This is a genomic window from Acinetobacter sp. YH01022 (assembly GCF_013420235.1).
Classification (GTDB): domain Bacteria; phylum Pseudomonadota; class Gammaproteobacteria; order Pseudomonadales; family Moraxellaceae; genus Acinetobacter.
The window spans coordinates 1-20699 of record NZ_VOYP01000025.1; the positions used below are offsets into that span (position 1 = coordinate 1).

General features: G+C 42.3%; 23 protein-coding genes. 12 read left to right on the forward strand and 11 right to left on the reverse strand.

Annotated features, from left to right (window positions below; genetic code table 11):
• The coding region (locus FTT87_RS10170; protein WP_009517034.1) for an integrase core domain-containing protein at window positions 1-266 on the forward strand (266 nt) is incomplete at its 5' end.
• Window positions 267-622: 356 nt separating this feature from the next.
• On the opposite strand, the gene FTT87_RS10175 is transcribed toward FTT87_RS10170, so the two are convergent.
• Window positions 623-736 (reverse strand): hypothetical protein, encoded by a 114-nt coding sequence (locus FTT87_RS10175; protein ID WP_180174821.1) that lies wholly within the window; start codon window positions 734-736, stop codon window positions 623-625.
• Window positions 737-1116: 380 nt separating this feature from the next.
• On the opposite strand from FTT87_RS10175, the gene FTT87_RS10180 reads away from it, so the two are divergent.
• From FTT87_RS10180 to FTT87_RS10210, 7 genes are all read left to right on the forward strand, one after another.
• Window positions 1117-1380 carry a hypothetical protein gene (locus FTT87_RS10180; protein ID WP_180097448.1) on the forward strand — a complete coding sequence of 88 codons (264 nt, stop codon included), beginning with the start codon at window positions 1117-1119 and terminating at the stop codon, window positions 1378-1380.
• A 136-nt stretch (window positions 1381-1516) separates the two neighbouring features.
• On the forward strand, window positions 1517-1927 hold the full coding sequence (locus tag FTT87_RS10185) for a cation efflux protein, CzcI-like (RefSeq protein WP_197704863.1): 411 nt from the start codon (window positions 1517-1519) through the stop codon (window positions 1925-1927).
• A gap of 48 nt (window positions 1928-1975) precedes the next feature.
• Window positions 1976-3301, forward strand: coding sequence for a TolC family protein (locus FTT87_RS10190; protein WP_035269736.1), 1326 nt, complete (start codon window positions 1976-1978; stop codon window positions 3299-3301).
• Window position 3302: 1 nt separating this feature from the next.
• Window positions 3303-4532 (forward strand): efflux RND transporter periplasmic adaptor subunit, encoded by a 1230-nt coding sequence (locus FTT87_RS10195; protein WP_180097451.1) that lies wholly within the window; start codon window positions 3303-3305, stop codon window positions 4530-4532.
• Window positions 4522-7662: an efflux RND transporter permease subunit gene (locus FTT87_RS10200; protein WP_096902762.1), complete on the forward strand. Its 3141-nt coding sequence runs from the start codon at window positions 4522-4524 to the stop codon at window positions 7660-7662. The genes FTT87_RS10195 and FTT87_RS10200 overlap by 11 nt, the downstream gene beginning before the upstream one ends.
• An 86-nt stretch (window positions 7663-7748) precedes the next feature.
• On the forward strand, window positions 7749-8648 hold the full coding sequence (locus FTT87_RS10205) for a cation diffusion facilitator family transporter (protein ID WP_005028603.1): 900 nt from the start codon (window positions 7749-7751) through the stop codon (window positions 8646-8648).
• A 185-nt stretch (window positions 8649-8833) separates the two neighbouring features.
• Window positions 8834-9400 (forward strand): recombinase family protein, encoded by a 567-nt coding sequence (locus FTT87_RS10210; RefSeq protein ID WP_004812033.1) that lies wholly within the window; start codon window positions 8834-8836, stop codon window positions 9398-9400.
• A gap of 370 nt (window positions 9401-9770) precedes the next feature.
• Here the strand turns inward: FTT87_RS10210 and FTT87_RS10215 are convergent, their stop codons facing one another.
• From FTT87_RS10215 to FTT87_RS10230, 4 genes are all read right to left on the reverse strand, one after another.
• Complete coding sequence (locus FTT87_RS10215) at window positions 9771-10475, reverse strand: IS6-like element IS26 family transposase (protein ID WP_180174822.1); 705 nt, start codon at window positions 10473-10475, stop codon at window positions 9771-9773.
• A gap of 209 nt (window positions 10476-10684) precedes the next feature.
• A complete protein-coding gene (locus tag FTT87_RS10220; RefSeq protein ID WP_000587837.1) occupies window positions 10685-11227 on the reverse strand; it encodes an AAA family ATPase in 543 nt (180 codons plus the stop codon).
• Window positions 11228-11239: 12 nt separating this feature from the next.
• Window positions 11240-12100 (reverse strand): aminoglycoside N-acetyltransferase AAC(3)-IId, encoded by an 861-nt coding sequence (gene aac(3)-IId / locus FTT87_RS10225; protein ID WP_000557454.1) that lies wholly within the window; start codon window positions 12098-12100, stop codon window positions 11240-11242.
• A 132-nt stretch (window positions 12101-12232) separates the two neighbouring features.
• Window positions 12233-13377, reverse strand: a protein-coding gene (locus tag FTT87_RS10230) for an IS3-like element ISAba14 family transposase (RefSeq protein ID WP_180174823.1) whose coding sequence is annotated in 2 segments (ribosomal slippage) — window positions 12233-13113 and window positions 13113-13377 — 1146 coding nt in all. Because the reading frame shifts where the segments join, the coding sequence is not laid out codon by codon here.
• 398 nt (window positions 13378-13775) lie between these two features.
• On the opposite strand from FTT87_RS10230, the gene FTT87_RS10235 reads away from it, so the two are divergent.
• Complete coding sequence (locus FTT87_RS10235; protein ID WP_180082246.1) at window positions 13776-14093, forward strand: NGG1p interacting factor NIF3; 318 nt, start codon at window positions 13776-13778, stop codon at window positions 14091-14093.
• 196 nt (window positions 14094-14289) lie between these two features.
• Here FTT87_RS10235 and FTT87_RS10240 read toward each other — a convergent pair whose 3' ends face one another.
• On the reverse strand, window positions 14290-15051 hold the full coding sequence (locus FTT87_RS10240) for a nitroreductase family protein (protein WP_180082245.1): 762 nt from the start codon (window positions 15049-15051) through the stop codon (window positions 14290-14292).
• Window positions 15052-15154: 103 nt separating this feature from the next.
• Window positions 15155-15955 (reverse strand): enoyl-CoA hydratase-related protein, encoded by an 801-nt coding sequence (locus tag FTT87_RS10245; RefSeq protein ID WP_086196168.1) that lies wholly within the window; start codon window positions 15953-15955, stop codon window positions 15155-15157.
• A gap of 104 nt (window positions 15956-16059) precedes the next feature.
• Here FTT87_RS10245 and FTT87_RS10250 point away from each other — a divergent pair, with 104 nt between their 5' ends.
• Entirely contained in the window at window positions 16060-16635 is a 576-nt protein-coding gene (locus FTT87_RS10250; protein ID WP_180082244.1) for a nicotinate-nicotinamide nucleotide adenylyltransferase, read from the forward strand.
• Between the two features lie 51 nt (window positions 16636-16686).
• Window positions 16687-17256 (forward strand): YceI family protein, encoded by a 570-nt coding sequence (locus FTT87_RS10255; protein ID WP_180082243.1) that lies wholly within the window; start codon window positions 16687-16689, stop codon window positions 17254-17256.
• Window positions 17257-17297: 41 nt separating this feature from the next.
• Here the strand turns inward: FTT87_RS10255 and FTT87_RS10260 are convergent, their stop codons facing one another.
• Window positions 17298-18188 carry a LysR family transcriptional regulator ArgP gene (locus FTT87_RS10260; RefSeq protein WP_180082242.1) on the reverse strand — a complete coding sequence of 297 codons (891 nt, stop codon included), beginning with the start codon at window positions 18186-18188 and terminating at the stop codon, window positions 17298-17300.
• 119 nt (window positions 18189-18307) lie between these two features.
• Here FTT87_RS10260 and FTT87_RS10265 point away from each other — a divergent pair, with 119 nt between their 5' ends.
• Window positions 18308-18907: a LysE/ArgO family amino acid transporter gene (locus tag FTT87_RS10265; RefSeq protein ID WP_180082241.1), complete on the forward strand. Its 600-nt coding sequence runs from the start codon at window positions 18308-18310 to the stop codon at window positions 18905-18907.
• Between the two features lie 76 nt (window positions 18908-18983).
• On the opposite strand, the gene FTT87_RS10270 is transcribed toward FTT87_RS10265, so the two are convergent.
• The 3 genes from FTT87_RS10270 to queC all read right to left on the reverse strand — a co-directional run bounded on the left by FTT87_RS10270 (window position 18984) and on the right by queC (window position 20696).
• A complete protein-coding gene (locus tag FTT87_RS10270; RefSeq protein WP_180082240.1) occupies window positions 18984-19442 on the reverse strand; it encodes a peroxiredoxin in 459 nt (152 codons plus the stop codon).
• Between the two features lie 155 nt (window positions 19443-19597).
• Window positions 19598-20011: a hypothetical protein gene (locus tag FTT87_RS10275; protein WP_166167210.1), complete on the reverse strand. Its 414-nt coding sequence runs from the start codon at window positions 20009-20011 to the stop codon at window positions 19598-19600.
• Window positions 20012-20024: 13 nt separating this feature from the next.
• Window positions 20025-20696: a 7-cyano-7-deazaguanine synthase QueC gene (queC, locus tag FTT87_RS10280; protein ID WP_086196161.1), complete on the reverse strand. Its 672-nt coding sequence runs from the start codon at window positions 20694-20696 to the stop codon at window positions 20025-20027.
• Window positions 20697-20699: the final 3 nt, after the last annotated feature.

A 20699-nucleotide genomic window follows, 5' to 3' on the forward strand; every position in this document is an offset into this window, starting at 1 on the left:
CAGCAAATTTACGAGCATCAGTCGGTACGACTGGTGATTCATACGATAATGCTTTGGCTGAAACGGTGAATGGCTTATACAAAACAGAGGTGATTGAATATCTAAAAGCAGATTGGCAAGGTTTAGCAGATGTACAACTTGCGACACTAAACTGGGTAGATTGGTTCAATAAAAAGCGTGTACACAGTGCACTGGGTTATGTATCACCTTTTGAGTTTGAAGCAATGTACTATGATAAGATTAACCCGTTAGGTCAGGTGGCCTAACTTAAATAAAAAAGTCTCCGACAAACCCGGTACGGTTCAAAGTGGACAGCAGCAACATTTATGAAAAAATGATCCAGAATGATATTGGGATTGCCCCAAGTATTCTTTTTTATCGCAAGAATAAAAAGCAGAACCACATCCGTATCAACTGTTCCTTTGAAATGAATGAAACAATGATCCAAGCACTCAAGCTCTTGATTGAACAAATCTCTGAGATGTAGTAACGAGCTTAATCATCAGAATGTCGCTATTTTCAATAAAGCTTTCTAAATCTGAGGCTACACGCTTTGATTAAAGTAACATCTAACTGAAACGGACTTCTTTGCTCTTATCCTGTTTTTTATATGTCTTCTATTCTACTGTAAAAAGTATTCCCAGATCACAAAACCAATAAAAAAACCCAGAAATGAATATACAGTGATGATAAAAAATACAAACCATGCTTTATTTTTTTTAAATAAAAAATTCATCGATGCTTACTCATAACTCATATTAAATGAATATTTTAAGTTTTACATTTACGAAGTGTAGGTACAGTTTTCAAAGAAAAAATATAACAAAGCACCTTCAATTGTAAAAGTGCATATTCTAAAAGCGGACATTTTTACTTTGGAGAAACCGGACATTTCTATTTTGGAGTTACACTAGGAATTTCGCATAACCGCCATTATGTTAAATAGATGATTATTTAGTTGCAAATTTCAGTTTATGACTTCTGACATGATTAATTCTATATGAAAATCTTATCAAAAGTTGAGGGTTAAACCACTATCTAATCGAACATAGTCTTCTGATTTTATTGTATATTAACTAATTTTTAGATTTAACTTTTGTATTAATAGAAGAAATAATGAATAGTATTTTATTAGAGACTAGAATGAACTTTTCTTGTGGTATCAGTGCAATTCATCTGTTAGATGAATCACGTTTAACGAGTATTGTTAATCAGTTAAACCCAGAAGCAATGCAAAAATTAATATCATCATTAACTTCTATTGATTGGTCTGTTGAGTTAATTAAAGAATATGAGCATAAATGGGATTGGTCTAATTTATCCAGAAATCCATCATTACCTTGGTCAATCTATTGTTATTCTTACCTGAAATTGATGTGAGCTTATAGAGACAAGGTAAATTTGCAAAAGTGCCGGCTATTCAGTGTTCATTGAATGTTTAATTTAATTTATTAAGCTTGACCTTGGAGTGGCTCTAAGCCTTATACTTGGTACAAATTTTTCGATTGTTATGATGATGCGTTCTACTACATGGATTACAGTCTTGGTTGGATTGTTCATGTTCCAAAGCTTTTGGAATGTGGCGGCGGCCTTTTGTGTCCATGAACAACAGCCTCAATCACAGCAGAGTTATCATTTTGGTCATCACCAAAATACCTTGTGTGCCAGCGATAGTCGTCAACACGATCATAATGGACAGTCAGAAAACATAAAAACATTCAGTAGCGATTTAGAAATCGGTGAAGATCATCAAGATCATCTACCATCGATGACGCATTTGATTGTACAAAATGAAAAAGTAGATGTGTTTCATCCAAGCTCTGAAGTTAAAGTGAATCCACAATTTCATTGGAAAAACAGCTATCAGGCTCCTGACCTGTTTCAACAAAGCCCACCTCCCGAATTTTCCCCGCTCATGGTGGGGTAGCCTAAAACATTCCCACCACTTTTATTATTTAAATAAGTGGGAAAAATCATGTCTTCACAATCAATTATACTCTTGCGTCATAGCTTGGTTGCTTGTATATGTGCAGCGGCTATGCAATATAGCTATGCTGAAAACGTTACCAGCTTTGAATCCGCTTTAGCAAAAGTACAAAGTTACCAGACTCAAGACAAGCTGTGGCAACAAGTTCAGCAAATATCTGAATTGAATATTCAGCAAAGTCGGTTATGGCAGAATCCAAGTATAAGTTTAGAACAGTCTGGCTTTGGCTCAGGTCAAGAACAGGAATTCAATGTTGGCGTTAGTCAACCTCTAGATCTATTTGGTCAGCGTAAGCTGAACCGGGTGATTGCCAATACCTCGAATCAACAAATCCAATTGCAACAGCAATTATGGAAGGCACAAAGCCAACTGATTGTTAAATTTGCATGGTCGCAATTTGCACTTGCTGAGGTTGAGCAGTCTGCTTATTCAGTACAGTTAAAAACAAGTAAAGCCAATCTGGACAGTGCCCAGAAACGCTATCAGGCAGGCAGTATTGCCCTGGTTGATTTTGAGCGTACCCAAATTGAAGCGCTAGAAATCCAACGACTTTATCAGCAAGCGATGCTGAATAAACAAGCTGCCGGTCGTCAGCTGTCTAATTTGTGGGGGGGAGAAACATCTTCACATCTTCAATTGAATAAAACCGCTATCCCTTGGCCAGAGCAAAGTCTCCAAACTGTGCAACGGTATATTGCTGAAGGGTGGCTAGAAAAATTCTATGCCTTGAACATTCAGCAATCGGATCATCAAATTGAAAATTTAAGAATTCAGGCACGTCCCAATCCGACTTTAAATGTAGGCATGAAACGTAGCAAAACCCCTAATGAAAGCAACGATACGACTTTGGCAATCGGCGTGGCTATTCCACTGAATATTTTCAACCGCCAGCAATATGCGATCCCGATGGTCCAGCAACAGCAAATATTGCTGAACCAACAGCAGCAGCGTGAGCTGAAGCAACAAATACTCAATATTGCCAACAGCATGCATCAGCTCAAAGGTTTACGTAGCCAGTTCGATGCCACAACAGCACAAGTTACTTTGGCGACCAAAGTTCAGAGCCGTACTTTACAAGGGTTTCAGGCAGGGAAACTGTCCATTACCGACGTTCAGCAAGCAACCACCCAACTGCAGAATCTTCGATTGGGTCAATTACAAATTCTACGTCAAGCTTGGCAAACTGCCCTCGCAGCTGAGGCACTCAGTATTGGCACAAGTTATGAAGAAATTAGCCGTTCGGATGCCTATACACAACTGAATAAAAAGGCAGTCGAAGCATCGCAAAATTTAATCAATGGGGGAGCACGATAAAATGAACGCCAAGCAAAACGGAAAAATATCCCAGTCTCTCATGATTGCAATTTTGATTATGATTACGGTCTTGGTCAGTCTGGTTATTTGGTTAAGTTCAAAAAAAACTGAATCTGAGGGGCATGGTCATGATGAGGGAAATGCCGAACATTCTGATGAAGATAGTTCTGAAGAAGGACATGCTGAAGAAGGCGAAATACAACTGACCAGCCAACAAATGGTTGAACAAGGTTTAAAAGTTGCTGTTGCATCCACAGGATTGGTTGAAAAGCTGACAACCCTGCCAGGTAAATTGGTGGTGAATACCGATCAACAAGCGCATATATCGCCTAATTTTAGTGGTCATGTCGAGCAGGTCAATGTGGCTTTAGGACAGAGCGTGCAAAAAGGACAAACGCTGGCTGTACTAATCGTGCCTGAACTGATCGACCAACAGGCAAATCTGCGTATGGCACAGGTGAATCTGGATTTGGCCCGTAAAGATTACCAGCGCGAACAGCAACTCTGGTCACAGGGGATTTCTGCCAAACAGGATTACCAGCGTGCCGAAAATGCCTACCGTCAAGCGCAGATTACTGTCCAGTCCTCACAAGCACGTTTAAATGCATTAGGTGCAAGTGGCAATAACAATGGGCGTTTTCTGATTAAAGCACCGATCTCTGGGGTGATCAGTCAAAAAGATATTGTGGTCGGTGAAAATGTGCAACTGGCTAATCAGCTCTTTGTCATTGAACAGCTGAAAGATTTATGGCTTGAGTTTAATTTGCCGAATCAATTCTCAGGTCAACTGCAAGCCGGGCAAAAAATTGACTTTAAAGTGAATGATTCAGATCAAATCTATAAAGCTACTGTACAAAGCTTAACCTCTCAGGCAGATGTACAAACAGGGCGTCTGGTGGTGCGCGCAAAACTCGATGCGCAAGCTACTGAGTTGCGTTCTAATGTGTTAGTGAGAGTGTTGATTCCGGAAGCTACAGCAAAATCAGCCCTTCGGATTCAAAAGTCTGCGCTGCAAAGTATTGAAGGTGAAGACAGTATTTTCATCGTAGATTCAGAACAAAAAGGTCAAGTCCACTTAAAAGCACAGAAAGTGCAATTGGGGCAGGCTTCAAGTGATGGACAATGGCTTGAAGTGATTTCTGGGCTGACTGAAGGGCAGAAGTATATCGCTCAAGGCAGTTTCTTGTTGAAATCTGAATTAGAAAAAGACGAGGCAGGCCATGAACATTAATTCTGATCTGCCAAAACCAGAAGGTTTATTCGAACGAATCATTCAGTTTTCCATACAAAATGCGATTTGGGTGTTGCTCTTTGTCTGTACCTGGATTGCGGTCGGGGTGTATAGCTATCAGAAACTCCCGATTGATGCTGTACCCGATATTACCAATACCCAAGTCCAGATTAATACTCAAGCCAAGGGTTTTACTGCGCTTGAAGTCGAACAGCGGATTACCTATCCCATTGAAAATGCCATGGCTGGCATTCCGGATCTGGAGCTTACCCGTTCCATATCCCGTTATGGACTCTCTCAAGTCACCATTGTCTTTAAAGATGGGACTGATATTTATTGGGCCCGTCAGCAGATTAACCAACGGATACAGGAGGCGCAATCTGAGTTGCCTGCACAAATCGCACCGACGATGTCCCCCGTTTCTACGGGTCTCGGTGAGATTTATCAATGGGTACTGAAGGCAGATCCGAATGCGAAAAAGCCGGATGGAACTGCATACACGCCGATGGATTTGCGTGAGATTCAGGACTGGATTGTGCGTCCTCAACTGCAACGTGTTAAGGGAGTTGCAGAGGTCAACAGTATTGGTGGTTTTGAAAAAACCTATGTGGTCTCTCCCGATTTAAACCGGATGCAGCAACTGAATATCTCATTAGAACAACTGCAACAGGCTTTAGCGCAAAATAATGAGAACCGAGGTGCAGGTTATATTGAAGACAATGGTCAGCAACTGACGGTACGTGTACCGGGTACATTCAATGGGCTTTCTGATATTGAGAACACCATGCTGGGTAGCCCAAATGGCAGCCCAATTCGGGTTGGTGATATTGCGCAAGTCTCTATTGGGCATGATTTAAGAACCGGTGGGGCAACCTATAACGGCAAAGAAACCGTTTTAGGGATTGCCATGATGGCGATGGGTGGAAATAGCCGGACTGTTTCTAAAGCTGTGGATGCCAAGCTTCAAGATATTCAGAATAGTTTGCCTAAAGGGGTAGTGATTGAAACGGTGTACGACCGTACTACCTTGGTTGAGAAGGCGATTAAAACCGTTCAGAAAAACTTGGTAGAGGGAGCAATCCTGGTCATCATCATTCTGTTCCTGTTTTTAGGGAATATCCGTGCTGCCTTGATTACTGCCTGTGTCATTCCACTCTCTATGCTGTTTACCTTAACCGGGATGGCACAGAAAAATATCAGTGCCAATCTGATGAGTTTAGGTGCACTCGATTTCGGCATCATTGTCGATGGTGCTGTGGTGATTGTCGAAAACTGTATCCGGCGTTTAGCCCATACACAGCAACTGTTAAAACGACCTCTCACACAAAGTGAACGCTTTAAGGAAGTTTTTCTGGCTGCCCGCCAAGCACGTCGTCCTCTTATTTTTGGTCAGCTTATTATTTTGGTGGTGTATTTGCCGATTTTTGCTTTAAGTGGTGTAGAAGCAAAACTATTTCATCCGATGGCTTTAACCGTTGTTCTCGCACTGGTGGCAGCTATTATTTTATCGATCACCTTTGTGCCCGCTGCAGTTGCTTTATGGGTTAAAGGGGAGATCAAAGAAACGGAAAGCCGTTGGATGATCTGGCTCAAAACCCGATATCAACAGATATTGGATGGAGCCTATCATTACAAAGCGGTGGTTTTAACTTTTGCCATTTGTCTCCTGGTCATTACGGGTCTGCTCAGCACGAAGATTGGCAGTGAGTTTGCACCCCAGCTGAGTGAAGGTGATTTTGCGGTACAGCAATTACGTTCTCCAAGCACAGGCTTGGAAGAGTCTTTACGTATTCAGGAAAATACCGAAAAGCTTTTACTGAAAAACTTTCCCGAAATTAAAGCTATATTTGCCCGTACCGGGACTGCTGAAGTGGCGACAGATGTGATGCCACCGAATATTTCCGATGGTTATATCATGCTGAAACCACGTGAGGAATGGCCAGATTCAAAAGAAAGCCTAGATGCACTTCGAACCCGAATGGAAGCTTATCTTGCGACAATTCCCGGCAATAACAGTGAGTTTTCTCAGCCTATTGAGCTACGTTTTAATGAACTGATTTCAGGTATACGCAGTGATGTGGGGGTGAAGGTTTTTGGTGATGACATGCAGGTTTTGAATACTGAGGCTGCAAAAATCGCGAAAATCATTCAGCAAGTCGCAGGTAGCAGTGCGGTGAAAGTTGAACAAACTTCGGGTCTGCCTTTACTCAATGTAGAGATTGATAAAGCTTTAGCTGCCCAGTATGGCTTGAGTGTGAAATCTATTCAGGATGTGGTGGCTGCAAGTATTGGTGGACAAAGCGTGGGAGAGATTTTAGAAGGCGATCGTCGTTTTGATTTTGTTATCCGTCTTGGAGAGCAAGACCGTAGTGTCGCATCTGTTTCTCAGTTACCTATTCAGCTTCCAAATGGTGGCAGTATTTTATTGTCGGATGTCGCGCAAGTCTCGACCATTGAAGGAATCAACCAAGTCAGTCGAGAAAATGGTAAACGCCGAGTTGTGGTTACAACGAATGTTGAAGGGCGTGATTTAGGGTCTTTTGTTTCTGATGTACAGACACAGCTCAAAGCATACACTTTGCCAAGTGGTTATTGGATAGAATATGGCGGTCAGTTTGAAAATTTGGCTTCAGCCAAAGCACGGATGCAAATCGTGATTCCACTGGCTTTAATCACTATCTTTATTTTACTGATGGCGGTCTTTCACAATGTCAAAGAAAGTCTATTGGTCTTTACCGGGGTACCCTTTGCCTTGACCGGTGGTGTGCTGTTCCTTTGGCTAAGGGATATTCCATTATCGATGTCAGCTGGAATTGGCTTTATTGCCTTATCTGGTGTTGCAGTCCTCAATGGACTGGTAATGCTGACCTTTATTAAGGAATTAAGGGACAAATATCCAGTGCATAAAGCCGTGTGGCAAGGGGCTATTTTGCGCTTAAGACCAGTGTTGATGACAGCTTGTGTGGCTTCACTGGGTTTTGTACCAATGGCGCTGGCAACCGGAACAGGGGCTGAGGTTCAACGGCCACTGGCAACCGTAGTGATTGGCGGGATTATCTCTTCAACATTACTAACTTTGGTGCTGTTACCCGTGCTTTATCGTTGGATAAATGAAAAGAAAGTTTCTTAATCCAATAGATTAGTCGATTTACAGCAGAGATATTGGCTGTTATCCAATATCTCTGCTCATCATAAATAGAATAAGGAAAATATTTTATGTCAGAACATCATGATCATAGCCATGCGGTTGTTACTGAAGAAAATAGTAAGAAGTTAATGGTTGCCTTAGGTTTAACGACTACTTTTTTAATAGTAGAAGTTGTCGCTGCTTTTATTACCCAAAGTTTGGCTTTGTTATCTGATGCAGCTCATATGTTTACTGATGTAGCCGCTTTAGCTATTGCTCTTGCCGCTATCAAAATTGGTAAAAAAGCCGCAGATGATAAAAGAACTTTTGGCTATCAGCGATTTGAAATTTTAGCGGCTCTGTTTAATGCGGTGATGCTTTTTGTGGTAGCAATATATATTGTATATGAAGCTTATCAACGTTTTACGAATCCTGCTGAAATTCAAAGTGTTGGAATGATGATTGTCGCGGTCATTGGTTTGGTCATAAATTTGATTTCAATGAAAATCCTTTCTGCTAGTGCTGAAGGAAGTCTAAATATAAAAGGTGCATATTTAGAAGTTCTTAGTGATGCTCTAGGATCGATAGGCGTGATTATCGGAGGAATAGTTATTTATTTTACCCAGTGGATGTGGGTTGATACCGTAATCGCTGTGTTAATTGGCTTCTGGGTCTTACCTCGAACTTGGATTTTATTAAAACAAAGTATTCATATTCTGCTTGAAGGAGTTCCTGATGAGATTGATATTGAGTCGTTAAGAAATGATTTATTGAAGCTAGAGGGCGTTGAAGGGATTCATCAGTTGAAAGTCTGGGCTATATCCTCAAGAAATATTCATTTAACTGCTCATTTGGTTGCTCCGAATAGCAATACAGATCAACTCTATCAAAAGGCCTTAGAAGTTCTAAAACATAATCATAATATTACTGAAATTACGTTACAAATAGAAAATACGAAATGTAATACATTGAACCAACATAAACACTAATTTGGACTTTAGTCTTCATATAGATGTTTTGTGTAACTTTAAAGTATACCCTAAAATTACATTTTAAAAGTTCTTAAAAACATGTACCATTTAAATGTTTTTTAATCATAAGTAACATGTAACTTTGGTATTAAAGATTTATAATTTACGAAATTGTTCATTTTTATCCAATTGGGGCGTAAAAAGTGAAAGGCCAAAAAGTAGGCTATGTGCGAGTGAGTTCGGTCGAGCAAAATACGGGACGTCAACTTGAGGGAATTGAAGTCGACCGGATTTTTGTTGACCGTGCTTCAGGTAAAAATACCGACCGACCGAAATTTCAGGAAATGTTGAATTATGTCCGGGAAGGAGACCGGGTGATAGTACATTCCATGGATCGTTTTGCGCGAAGCTTAAAAGATTTGGTGACTGAAGTGGATAAACTGGTCAAACGAGGGATTGCCATCCAGTTTGTAAAAGAAAATATTACTTTTACGGCCCAATCCACCCCGATGGATAATTTGATGCTGCAACTGATGGGTGCTTTTGCACAGTTTGAACGTGAGATCATTTTAGAGCGGCAAAAGGAAGGAATTAAACTTGCCTCTTCTCAAGGGAAGTACAAAGGCCGGGTACATAAATTGAAACCTGATCAGGCTGAAGCTTTGCGACAAGACTGGAAGGAAGGGAAGTACCCTTCAAAAATGGCATTAGGCCAGGCATTTGGAATTAGTCGCCAAGCGGTATATCGGTATTTAAAAGCCGGGAAATAACTCAATTGAAATTGGCGACTATATTTAGTTTAGCTTATGAAAATCGTGAAACGTTGATTAAATAATAAGTGCAGAAAGCAAAGAGTTACTAATTTTATACAATATAAGTTTTTGATTTATAATTAATTAACTCGATTGCAATCTAGCTTTTTCAGCAACGATTTATCTTTTTTAAAATAGTATTAATTTATTTTTTTGAGAACAAACCTTAACAAAATTACAAGTTTGTAATTTTGTCGTCATTCGGATGTATATATTTACTCATTATTATAAGTAAAGATTTTTTTGGTCCAAGATATGATTAGATTCAATAATATGGGCACTGTTGCAAAGTTAGCGATGAGGCAGCCTTTTGTCTTATTCAAAGGCCTTACATTTCAAAAACTCTGCTTACCAGGCGCATTTCGCCCAGGGGATCACCATAATAAAATGCTGAGGCCTGGCCTTTGCGTAGTGCACGCATCACCTCAATACCTTTGATGGTGGCGTAAGCCGTCTTCATGGATTTAAATCCCAGCGTGGCGTTGATTATCCGTTTCAGTTTGCCATGATCGCATTCAATCACGTTGTTCCGGTACTTAATCTGTCGGTGTTCAACGTCAGACGGGCACCGGCCTTCGCGTTTGAGCAGAGCAAGCGCGCGACCATAGGCGGGCGCTTTATCCGTGTTGATGAATCGTGGGATCTGCCACTTCTTCACGTTGTTGAGGATTTTACCCAGAAACCGGTATGCAGCTTTGCTGTTACGACGGGAGGAGAGATAAAAATCGACAGTGCGGCCCCGGCTGTCGACGGCCCGGTACAGATACGCCCAGCGGCCATTGACCTTCACGTAGGTTTCATCCATGTGCCACGGGCAAAGATCGGAAGGGTTACGCCAGTACCAGCGCAGCCGTTTTTCCATTTCAGGCGCATAACGCTGAACCCAGCGGTAAATCGTGGAGTGATCGACAATCACTCCGCGTTCAGCCAGCATCTCCTGCAGCTCACGGTAACTGATGCCGTATTTGCAGTACCAGCGTACGGCCCACAGAATGATGTCACGCTGAAAATGCCGGCCTTTGAATGGGTTCATGTGCAGCTCCATCAGCAAAAGGGGATGATAAGTTTATCACCACCGACTATTTGCAACAGTGCCCGAAAATCTGCTTCTCTGTGAGAGTACGGGTTCGAGTCCCGTCGTCCGCACCACAAAGCCAAACATCCCTGCGATGATCGACCTCTGGGCGTTTGGTCGTGAGCCCGCCACCCTCGCGCTACGCTTTGCGCAGGCGTCGAAGGCGATCAGGTGCGCCCATCGATTCCGTCGAGCACCATCGCTGCGAGTTCATCGCTGGTGTGTGCACCACTATCGAGAACACGGGTTGTGCATGGAAGCCGTTCCCTTGCGGCCAAGCATCGGGCGACATTCGCTAATCGCCACTCTCGAATCTCCGCATTTCGATTCGGGTCAGGATGCATGGTCTGGTTCGCGATCCGGTGACGCAATAGGTCCTCGTTGAGCGTCAGAAAGATGTGCAGCAGCTGATCGTCGATCCGCCTTACCCCGTCGAGTATCTCAGTCAGATAGTCCGGGTGCACGAGCGTCATTGGGATGATGATGTCCTGCGAGTAATTCCTTCGAATCTCCCTGACCGCCGCGATCGTAAGTCCCCTCCACAAGGGGAGATCCTGATAGTCTCCGCTCGCTGGCATGGGGACCGTTTCTTTCACCACGAACCCGATTTCCTCGGGGTCAAAGATCAGCGATTTGGAACGCCGATCGCGCAGCCGCTTAGCGAGCGTCGTCTTTCCGGCGCCGAAAGGTCCGTTGATCCAGATTATCATTGTCGACGGCCTCTAACCTGAAGGCTCGCAAGAGCGCTCGACGGCCTCGTGCGGAGGCACGATCGGAGTGGTTCCGAAATGCTTCTCAAGATAGGTGACGCCGAACGTCACGATGTCCTGCGCGTCGAACAGGTAGCACTGAGCAAAGCCCACGACACCTTCTCGATGGCGACCGAGCTTCACGTAAGCATTTGCTATAGTTTCAACCGCATCCGGCTTTCCTTCGATAGCAAAGCAATCGAGAATGCCGTTTGAATCGTAATCCGATGCCGTTTTCCAGGCGACTTCACCGTCTCTTCCAAGCATCGGCATCTCATACGTCACCCACCGTTTGTTGGGGATATCGGCAACCGCCTCGGCGTAGTGCAATGCGGTAACGGAGTTTAGCGGCGCACCCAACAGCAGGGCCTTCCCGCCAAGGCGAACGAACCGCTCGACGGGCGATCCTTCCCCCAAGGCGTGACCGAGTTCGTGAGGCTCCGTCAGCGTTTCAGCCAGCGGACCAACCGCGACCATCGATGCATCGGGGTGCGCGCTGCGCCGCGCGCCGGGGGCTTGAACCAGAAATTGATTCAGCAGGCCGAACCCACGGTAAGTCCCGGCTGTTGCGGGATCGAACGGCAGCCAGGTACGGCGGGCTTCGTCATCCAGCCGAGCGCCATTCAGAGTCTCCTCGTAGGGTGATCGGTCCCACGACGCGTATCCCATCACAGTGCCAGTCGGCCCAACCGCGGAGCGTAACGCGGCAACGACCGTCTCCGCTCCTCCTTCGACCGGACCAATCGCTTTAAGTGAGGCATGCACCATCAAGAGGTCACCGGTTTGGACTCCGAGTTTTTGAAGCGCCTCCGTTATTGCCTTCCGCGTATGCATCGCGATATCTCCTCTAAACTGCAAAACACTATACCTATCGAGATATCACTCTACTATACCTATCGAGATATAGAGGTGGTCCCACTTGTTTGAACAACTAAAAGCGTATTTATAAGTGATATTCCGCTCTAGTTAAGCCACCTTGTTTTGTTGGGGTAGCTGATCATAGTAAAACTCATTTGGTGTCATTTTGTCTAGACTCGAATGAGGTCGTTTCAAATTATAAAACTCAAAATATGCACTTAATTGCTTTTTCGCATCTGTGACACTGCTATAAGCTTTGAGATACACCTCTTCATATTTAACGCTCCGCCATAATCGTTCAACCATCACATTATCTACCCATCGACCTTTACCATCCATACTGATTTGAATGCCATTTGATTTCAATACATCAATAAATGCATCACTGGTGAACTGACTGCCTTGGTCTGTATTCAATATTTCAGGTGATCCATATTTTTCAATCGCTTCATTTAAAGCCGAAATACAAAAATCCACCTCCATACTAATCGATACCCTATGCGCAAGTACCTTGCGGCTATGCCAATCAATCACAGCACATAAATAAACAAAGCCTTTTGCCATAGGGATATACGTTATATCCGTAGACCACACTTGATTACTGCGCTGAATAGCCAACCCTTTGAGCAGATATGGATATTTACGGTGAGCTTGATTAGCCTGGCTTAAATTTGGTTTGCAATATAACGCCTGAATACCCATTTTCTTCATTAAAGTACGTGTATGACGTCGTCCTATATGATGCCCTTGACGATTCAACAAATCACGCATCATACGACTGCCTGCAAAAGGATATTGCATATGTAATTCATCAATACATCGCATCAGCTTCAGATCTGATGAGCTAACAGGTTTTGGGCGATAATAATAACAACCACGGGAGACTTTCAGCAGCTGAGCTTGCTTAGATACTGAAATCTGAAGTGAGTCGTCGATTAACTTTTGTGGTTGAAGCGGCCCAGTTTCTTCAACACACCTTCTAAAAAATCAATTTCTAATGCCTGCTCACCGATTTTTGCATGTAACTTTTTAAGATCAATGGGGGGTTCTGATGGAGCTTTTGATTGATCGAAAGCTTGCGAGGAAGCTGAGATCAATTGATTTTTCCAGTCAATAATTTGGTTTTGATGAACATCAAATTCAGCACTCAATTCAGCAAGTGTTTTTTCTGCTTTAATCGCAGCAAGTGCTACCTTAGCTTTAAAATCATTTGAATGATTTCTTCTTGGTCTACGTGCCATAAAATACTCCATATATTGATGTTTATAACATCATTTGAGGAGCAGAATATCACTTATAGGAGTTGTTCAAATTTACGGATCCATCTCTAAATTTTGTTCTAAGTTTCATCATTAGCTTATAAAAAAACGGCCTCAATCAGCCGTTTTTATTGCTGAAATTCTAAGGTGATAATGGTGACCGAGATGAAAAGGAAAAATCGAAGTCGAAGGGTTAGAACTAAAAAACAGATCGTTTTTTGAGCAATTTAAAATATTGAACTGTCAGAGAAATGTCAAGAAAGGTAATAGGTAATTGTATTTAAAATGATTTTAATTTTTGATGTTCTGATAAGGGCTCAATGAAATCTGATAGAGATTAATTCAGGTTTAAGCGCTAAGATAATCCTATCTTTATTCTGTTTATTGATAGCATGCTTAAACTGATCTATTACGTTCCTGAATCTCATCTTGACTCCACCAAAAATGCCGTGTTTCAAGCAGGAGCAGGGGGTATAGGTAACTATGAGCATTGTGCCTGGCAGGTTTTGGGTACCGGACAGTTTAAGCCAGTGAAAGGGGCGAATCCCTTTATTGGTGAACTGGATAGCCTAGAACAGGTAGCAGAATGGCGGGTAGAAACGATTGTGACTGAAGATCAGGCATCTAATGTGGCAAAAGCACTTAAGGCCAGCCATCCGTATGAAGAGCCTGCATTTGAGTTTGTTCAGATAGTAGCTATAAATTATTGACGATATTTGATTTGTGAAAGGGTGACATGGATGTCACCCGCTAGCCAGAGGTTCAGGGATGAACCTTCTGGCTAGCAAAGGGTTTTGGTTACCTTACGGAATATATTCCTCACCTTTCAAAGTAACGCGTAAACGCCTACACAAATTAAAAGTGAGTTATGACAGCTTACGAGGCTGTGCCGATTTGCAATTAAAATCAAACCTTCTGAACAAACAGCTCACGATCAAAGCGATACTGCGGGAAGAACACACCATCCGCTGCACGTTCACCGGCAGCAATCACCATGACTGGATATTGCTGATCATTCAGATTTAAAATTTTATTGACCATCGGTTCATCAAAGCCTTCCATCATGCAGCTGTCAAAGCCATAAGCACGTAAAGCTAAAACCAGGTTCTCACATGCCAAAGCCGTGGTCTTGCTTGCCCAAAGTTTTGCATCTGCCGGGTTAAAAGCAGTCACTGGCAATTGCTTGTCTAGTGTACGTACAACTTTGAAAGCCACTTTCTTAAAGTTACCTATTGCATTGAAGTAACCAGTTTTATAATTGTAGGGAATAAATTTGTAATACTTCTGCACAGCAGCAGGCACTTCAGAAAATGGAAACTCACTGATATTTTTCTTTGCCATCTCTTCAATACGGTCGGTCCTTGCCACGCAGACAATCAGTTCAGCCGCAGTCTTTGCAGCCAATTGACCTAGACAGGCTTTTACCAACCGCTTTTTCTTGGTAGGGTTTTGAACCACATAAAAGGTCCAAGGCTGTAAATTGGATGAGTTCGGTGCAAGTAAAGCCAGATCTAAACATTCATCTAGCACTTCAGCAGGAATGGCTTTGTCAGTAAATTTTCGTACTGAACGACGACTCTGCACGACTTTCTTAAAGTTTTCGACATCAATATCTTGTGGGGCTGGCTCAAAGTAGCGTTTCTTTTCAGTCTTGACTTGGCTGGTCATAGATAGTGCGTTCCGTAACAATTTTTATTTGATGTTGGGGTAGAAATGAAAAAAACCACCAAGCAATAGTAAATTACTTAGTGGTTTTTTATGTATCTTTCAATTAATTAAATTGAGCGAAATCCGGTTTACGCTTTTGCATAAATGCTGCGACAGCTTCTGCCATTTCCGGTGAAGTTACGCGCTTCATAAAAATCTCGGCTTCGTTATCAATACAGTCAATAATTTCCTGCAGATTATGTTTCATTAAGGCTTTGGTTTGCTTGATCGAAGCGAGCGGCAGTGCTGCTAAAGTTTGTGCTTGTTTCAATGCAGTTGCATATACATCATCTTCAATGCTATTCACAATTCCAGCACTTAAGGCTTTGTCGCTATTAAACTTTTGTGCAGTAAACAGCAGCTCAGCCGCTTTATGGTAACCCGCTTGCTGAATCAGCAATTTGCTCGAAGCGCCTTCAGGCGATAGACCTAAGCTCACAAATGGAATCTGGAACAGGGCGGTGTTATCGCTATACACCAGATCAGCATGCAGCAAAATCGTTACTCCAATGCCAATCGCCACACCACGAACAGCAGCAATTAACGGTTTGGAAAATTTTGCCGCAGATTTTAAAACCACAAATGGAGGCGCATCACCCGCTTTGCCTGCCAGTGGAGTTTGAATAAACTTCATGAAATCCTGCATATCGTTACCGGCACTGAAGTCGGCATCCTCACCACGTAAAATCACCACGCGAACGTCTTTATCCTGATCGGCTTCATCCAGTGCCTGGGCAATTTTTAGATACAGTTCACCGTATAACGCATTTTTAGCTTCAGGACGATGAATGGCTAAGGTCAGTACGCCATTGTCTAAATTCGCATTTAAATGTTGATGTGGTTGTTGAATACAGCTCAGTGTCATCGTACTATCCTTGCTTTAAAATTTAATTTGATTTTATGGCAGTTATTATGTCGCATATTTATTTTGGCGGCACAACTCACGAGTCATAAAAAACTTGATTTGTTATGAACTATACATTCGATTATCTGGTTTTCATTGGTCGCTTTCAGCCTTTTCATCTGGCACATATGCAAACGATTAAAATTGCATTGCAGCAAAGCCAAAAGGTGATTTTGGCCTTAGGTTCAGCACAAAATGAACGCAATATTAAAAATCCGTTTAGTGCTGCTGAACGTGAACAGATGATCTTGTCCAATTTTTCAGAAGCGGACCAGCAGCGGATCAAGTTTGTGCATGTGATTGATGTTTATGATGATCAAAAATGGCAACAACTGGTTAAATCTCTAGTAAAAGAAGTTGCTGAACCAGAAGCCAAAGTCGGTTTGATCGGTCACTTTAAAGATGAATCTTCTTATTATCTGAAGCTGTTCCCGGAGTGGGAGATGGTGGAACTTGCCAGCCTGGTCGGGGCAATTTCAGCAACGCCGCTGCGTGAAGCCTATTATCGTGGTGAAATTATCGAATCTGCTTTGCCGCTCGGCACCAGTGAGTTTTTACACAAATTTCAGAATACCTCCACTTATCAACAATTGCAGCACAAATACCTGACACAAGATAAAACCAATCTGGAACAATCTTAAGTAAGCTACTAGGTCGAGGCAGAACATTGCCACGATGCAGGAGTGGATAAGATGAATATCCAAACCACATTGCACAGTGTCCTGATTGTCGGTGTAATCCCTTTGGGTATCGTCGCACAGGTCAATGCACAGGAATGGACACTGACTCCACAAAGCTATGTGGGCTTTGAGGTAAAGTCGATGGGCTTTTCAACCGTAAAAGGCAAGTTTGAACAGGTTCAGTCCAGTATGCGCTTTGATCCTGCAGCACCTCAGAATGCCTCGGCACGGTTTGTGATGCAAGTAAATAGCCTAAGCTTGAGCAAGCCTTCACTGAAAAATATGATTTTAGGTGAAGATTTATTTTATGCAGAGAAGTACCCAACAGCGACTTTTAACAGTCATGAATTTCTCGCTTTGGGGAATTATCAATACAAGATCAAAGGTGATCTGACCCTGCGCGGTATTACCCGGCCGGTGATCCTTGATGCGTCCCTAGAAGCCAATCCATTTGATCCACAACTTATGAATGTAGAAGCTACAACTATGGTTAAGCGTAGTGATTTTGGCATGAAAAAGGCATTTGGCGGCATCGGGGAGAAAGTCAATATTGAAGTATCTGGGCAATGGCAACGCAAATGAGCAGTAGGATTTGCCACAAAATATCTGCTGATTTCCATTTTTTAATTCATCTGATGTTGAGCCTTTTCCAGCAGGTCAATCGTCAATTGTTGCAGTAGCACAGATTGCTGCTTCCAGTGATGCCAATACAATTTCATCTCGGTTTTAGCATTTGGCATAATTTCAACCAGTTTCCCGGTTTGAAGATCATCACCAATTTGATATTCCGGCACCAAACCGAAGCCTAAACCCAAATGTACTGCTTCTACAAATGCAGTGGAGGAGGGAATAAAATAATGCGGATAACTTTGCTGATTTAATCCAAACAAGTTCAGAATCACCTGATGATGCATCAGATCTTTGCCATTAAAAATAATGGCTGGGGCATGTCTTAAGGCATCGCGGTGAATACCATTTTTAAACCACCTTTCTACAAAGGAAGGTGTTGCGACCATGCGATAAGTCATCTGTCCCAGATAATGTACTTCACAGCCTTTCATGGCTGTGGATTCAGTCGAGATGCAGGCATTAACCAAACCGGTTTCAAGCAGTTGATGGGTTTGGGTCTGGTCATCCAGAGACAACTTCAGAGCAATTTTATGCTTGATTAATGTGCTTTGCAGAACTTTGAGCAGCCAGGTTGATAAAGAGTCAGCATTGGTGGCAATACTGAATTGATGAAACTCATGCTGGCTGGATTGCCCCATAAATTGTTGTAAAAGATTCTGTTCACGTAGACGTTGATGCTGTAGATGTTCCAGCAGCTTTTGACCGGCTTGCGTGACCCGACAAGGACGTTCGCGCAGCAATAAAATCTGTCCCAAATCTTTTTCCAAAGCCTGCACCCTTAAGGTTACCGCTGATGCAGTAATACACAGTCGCTGTGCAGCTTCATCAAAACTGCCGGATTCTGCCACAGCAAGAAAAGCTTCGCAGGATTTACTTGAAAGCATAGGGTGCTACCTAAGAAAAACTGAATTAAATTGATATTTTCTTAATCATACTTAATTTATGCTTCAAGCTGGGATAATGCAAGACACGATTTTTGAATGATTTTTAAGTTTTATTGTGTATGTTAAATAGTGCCTTACATGGTTTTGTTATGGGTTTAAGCCTGATCGTCCCGATTGGCGCACAAAATGCTTTTGTGTTGAAACAAGGTTTAAAACAGCAACATGTGTTTGCCATTTGCCTGTGTTGTGCCTTGTCTGATGCGATATTGATTTCATCCGGAGTGCTGGGCTTTTCAGAGCTGGTCATGTTGCATCCGTATTGGCTGAATATTGCCAAGTATTTCGGTGCAATTTTCTTGCTGATATATGGAGCACAACATTTTTATCAGACCTGGAAGGGTGAGCAGCGTTTAGATGTCAGTCAAAACGAAGCACCTTCTTTATGCAAGATCTTGTTCATCTGTTTAGGCTTAACCTGGCTGAATCCACATGTCTATCTGGATACGGTGGTATTATTAGGCTCGATCTCGACACAATATCCAGACACGCAACTGTATTTTACCTTGGGAGCAATCAGTGCCTCATTCCTGTTCTTTTTTAGCTTGGGCTATGCAGCACGCTATTTGCAACCGATTTTCCAACGGCCACAAGCCTGGAAAATACTGGATATGTTGATTGGCTGTGTGATGTGGTCTATTGCCATTTCCCTATTAAAATAAGTGAGCGGAACACAAAAGAAAAAGGCATGAGCAATACTATTTCTAGTTAAAAATCATGCCTTTTAATAATGAAAAATTAAGCTGCTTGAAGTGCTTTTAAGTCTTCCAGTACCTGTTCGGCATGTCCTGCAGCTTTTACTTTACGGTATTCTTTGACCAGTTGACCGTTATGGAAAATAAAGGTGGAGCGCTCGATACCCATCACTTTTTTACCATACATGTTCTTTTCTTTAATCACGTCAAAAAGATTGCACAGCACTTCTTCTTTATCGCTAATCAGGTTAATAGTCAGATTTTGTTTTTCAGTGAAGTTCTGATGAGCTTTCACCGAATCACGTGAAATCCCAAGAATGGTGGTATTTAAGGCATCAAACTGGTCTTTCAGGCATGAAAAACCGATCGCCTGTGTAGTACAGCCCGGAGTAGAATCTTTAGGATAAAAATAAATAATCAGCCATTCGGTTGATATTTCAGTCAGGTTAATTTCACCGGTTGTGGTCGGGAAGGCTTGATTCGGCAGCGTAATAGCAGACATGGCTTCATCCTTATAAAGTCGAATTTGTCATATTGATCTTAAGTTTATGCTGCCATGATAGCGAATTTAACGATGTTTATGCTGAAGTAGGAAAGGTAATTTTCACAAATAAAAAAGCCTGCAATTATGCAGGCTTTTATTCAATCTAAATCAACTTATTTTTTAGGTTGTTGAGCAGATTTCATTGCCGCTTCACTTAAGCTTTTAAGCTTGCCAGTAAGTTCTGGTCCAAAACACGCTTGCAGATCTTTATTTTGTTTTTGCACAAAAGCTAAAGTTGCAGGACTTTTCTTCTGGTTAATGGTGCTTTGGATTTCCCATTTTTGTGCGTTGGTTAATTTACCATCTGCTTCCACTGCACATGTACAGTATTTGCTTACTTCAGCAGAAGTAAGTTTTTTACCTTTAGCAGTTTCTTCTTTACAAACATTAATTAACGCAGATTTTACATTGGTGCTTTTATAAGCTTCCTGAAGCTTATTTGTTTCGGCTGCATTTGCAGCAGTCGCCATCAATGCGACTGCAGAAACCAATGTAGAAAGAATAATGTTTGATTTCAAATTTTTCATTTACTGTACCCTATTATGACGGTATATAACGTGTCGGATCTACGATACCTGCATCAGCAAAACCTTGTTTACGTAAGCGGCAACTATCACATTTGCCACATGCACGTCCTTGGTCATCTGCCTGGTAGCAAGACACTGTTTGACTGTAGTCTACGCCATGTTCTATACCTAAGCGAATGATATTTGCTTTGGATAAATGTAACAAAGGTGTTTCAAATTTAAGCGGTTTACCTTCTACTCCAACCTTGGTGGCCAGACGTGCCATGTTGGCAAAAGCCTCAATAAATTCAGGACGACAGTCTGGATAACCCGAATAATCAACGGCATTGATGCCAATCACAATGGCTTCTGCACCAAAAACTTCGGCCGCTGCGAGCGCATAGGAGAGAAATATTGTGTTACGTGCTGGAACATAAGTTACAGGAATACCTTCTTGTTCATGTTCTGGTACGTCAATGCTATGGTCTGTTAACGCAGAGCCACCCAAGTTACCCAAATCGATATTAATCACACGATGTTCTACACCAGCACGCTGGGTTAATGCTCGAGCAGCATCGAGTTCAGTGGTTGAACGCTGCCCATACATGAAACTTAAAGCAATACATTCATAACGTGCTTGCGCCCAAGCCAAACAAGTCGTTGAGTCTAAGCCGCCAGATAATAAAACTATGGCACGAGGGCGCATATT

Bases quoted from the DNA above. Each gene is read 5' to 3' on its own strand.
- FTT87_RS10265 (WP_180082241.1), top strand. From the start codon at position 18,308: ATGTTAAATAGTGCCTTACATGGTTTTGTTATGGGTTTAAGCCTGATC.
- FTT87_RS10240 (WP_180082245.1), bottom strand. From the start codon at position 15,051: ATGACCAGCCAAGTCAAGACTGAAAAGAAACGCTACTTTGAGCCAGCC.
- FTT87_RS10245 (WP_086196168.1), bottom strand. From the start codon at position 15,955: ATGACACTGAGCTGTATTCAACAACCACATCAACATTTAAATGCGAAT.
- FTT87_RS10205 (WP_005028603.1), top strand. From the start codon at position 7,749: ATGTCAGAACATCATGATCATAGCCATGCGGTTGTTACTGAAGAAAAT.
- FTT87_RS10200 (WP_096902762.1), top strand. From the start codon at position 4,522: ATGAACATTAATTCTGATCTGCCAAAACCAGAAGGTTTATTCGAACGA.
- FTT87_RS10260 (WP_180082242.1), bottom strand. From the start codon at position 18,188: ATGCTTTCAAGTAAATCCTGCGAAGCTTTTCTTGCTGTGGCAGAATCC.
- FTT87_RS10235 (WP_180082246.1), top strand. From the start codon at position 13,776: ATGCTTAAACTGATCTATTACGTTCCTGAATCTCATCTTGACTCCACC.
- FTT87_RS10220 (WP_000587837.1), bottom strand. From the start codon at position 11,227: ATGATAATCTGGATCAACGGACCTTTCGGCGCCGGAAAGACGACGCTC.
- FTT87_RS10195 (WP_180097451.1), top strand. From the start codon at position 3,303: ATGAACGCCAAGCAAAACGGAAAAATATCCCAGTCTCTCATGATTGCA.
- queC (WP_086196161.1), bottom strand. From the start codon at position 20,696: ATGCGCCCTCGTGCCATAGTTTTATTATCTGGCGGCTTAGACTCAACG.
- FTT87_RS10255 (WP_180082243.1), top strand. From the start codon at position 16,687: ATGAATATCCAAACCACATTGCACAGTGTCCTGATTGTCGGTGTAATC.
- FTT87_RS10185 (WP_197704863.1), top strand. From the start codon at position 1,517: ATGCGTTCTACTACATGGATTACAGTCTTGGTTGGATTGTTCATGTTC.
- FTT87_RS10175 (WP_180174821.1), bottom strand. From the start codon at position 736: ATGAATTTTTTATTTAAAAAAAATAAAGCATGGTTTGTATTTTTTATC.
- FTT87_RS10275 (WP_166167210.1), bottom strand. From the start codon at position 20,011: ATGAAAAATTTGAAATCAAACATTATTCTTTCTACATTGGTTTCTGCA.
- FTT87_RS10180 (WP_180097448.1), top strand. From the start codon at position 1,117: ATGAATAGTATTTTATTAGAGACTAGAATGAACTTTTCTTGTGGTATC.
- FTT87_RS10190 (WP_035269736.1), top strand. From the start codon at position 1,976: ATGTCTTCACAATCAATTATACTCTTGCGTCATAGCTTGGTTGCTTGT.
- FTT87_RS10215 (WP_180174822.1), bottom strand. From the start codon at position 10,475: ATGAACCCATTCAAAGGCCGGCATTTTCAGCGTGACATCATTCTGTGG.
- FTT87_RS10270 (WP_180082240.1), bottom strand. From the start codon at position 19,442: ATGTCTGCTATTACGCTGCCGAATCAAGCCTTCCCGACCACAACCGGT.
- FTT87_RS10250 (WP_180082244.1), top strand. From the start codon at position 16,060: ATGAACTATACATTCGATTATCTGGTTTTCATTGGTCGCTTTCAGCCT.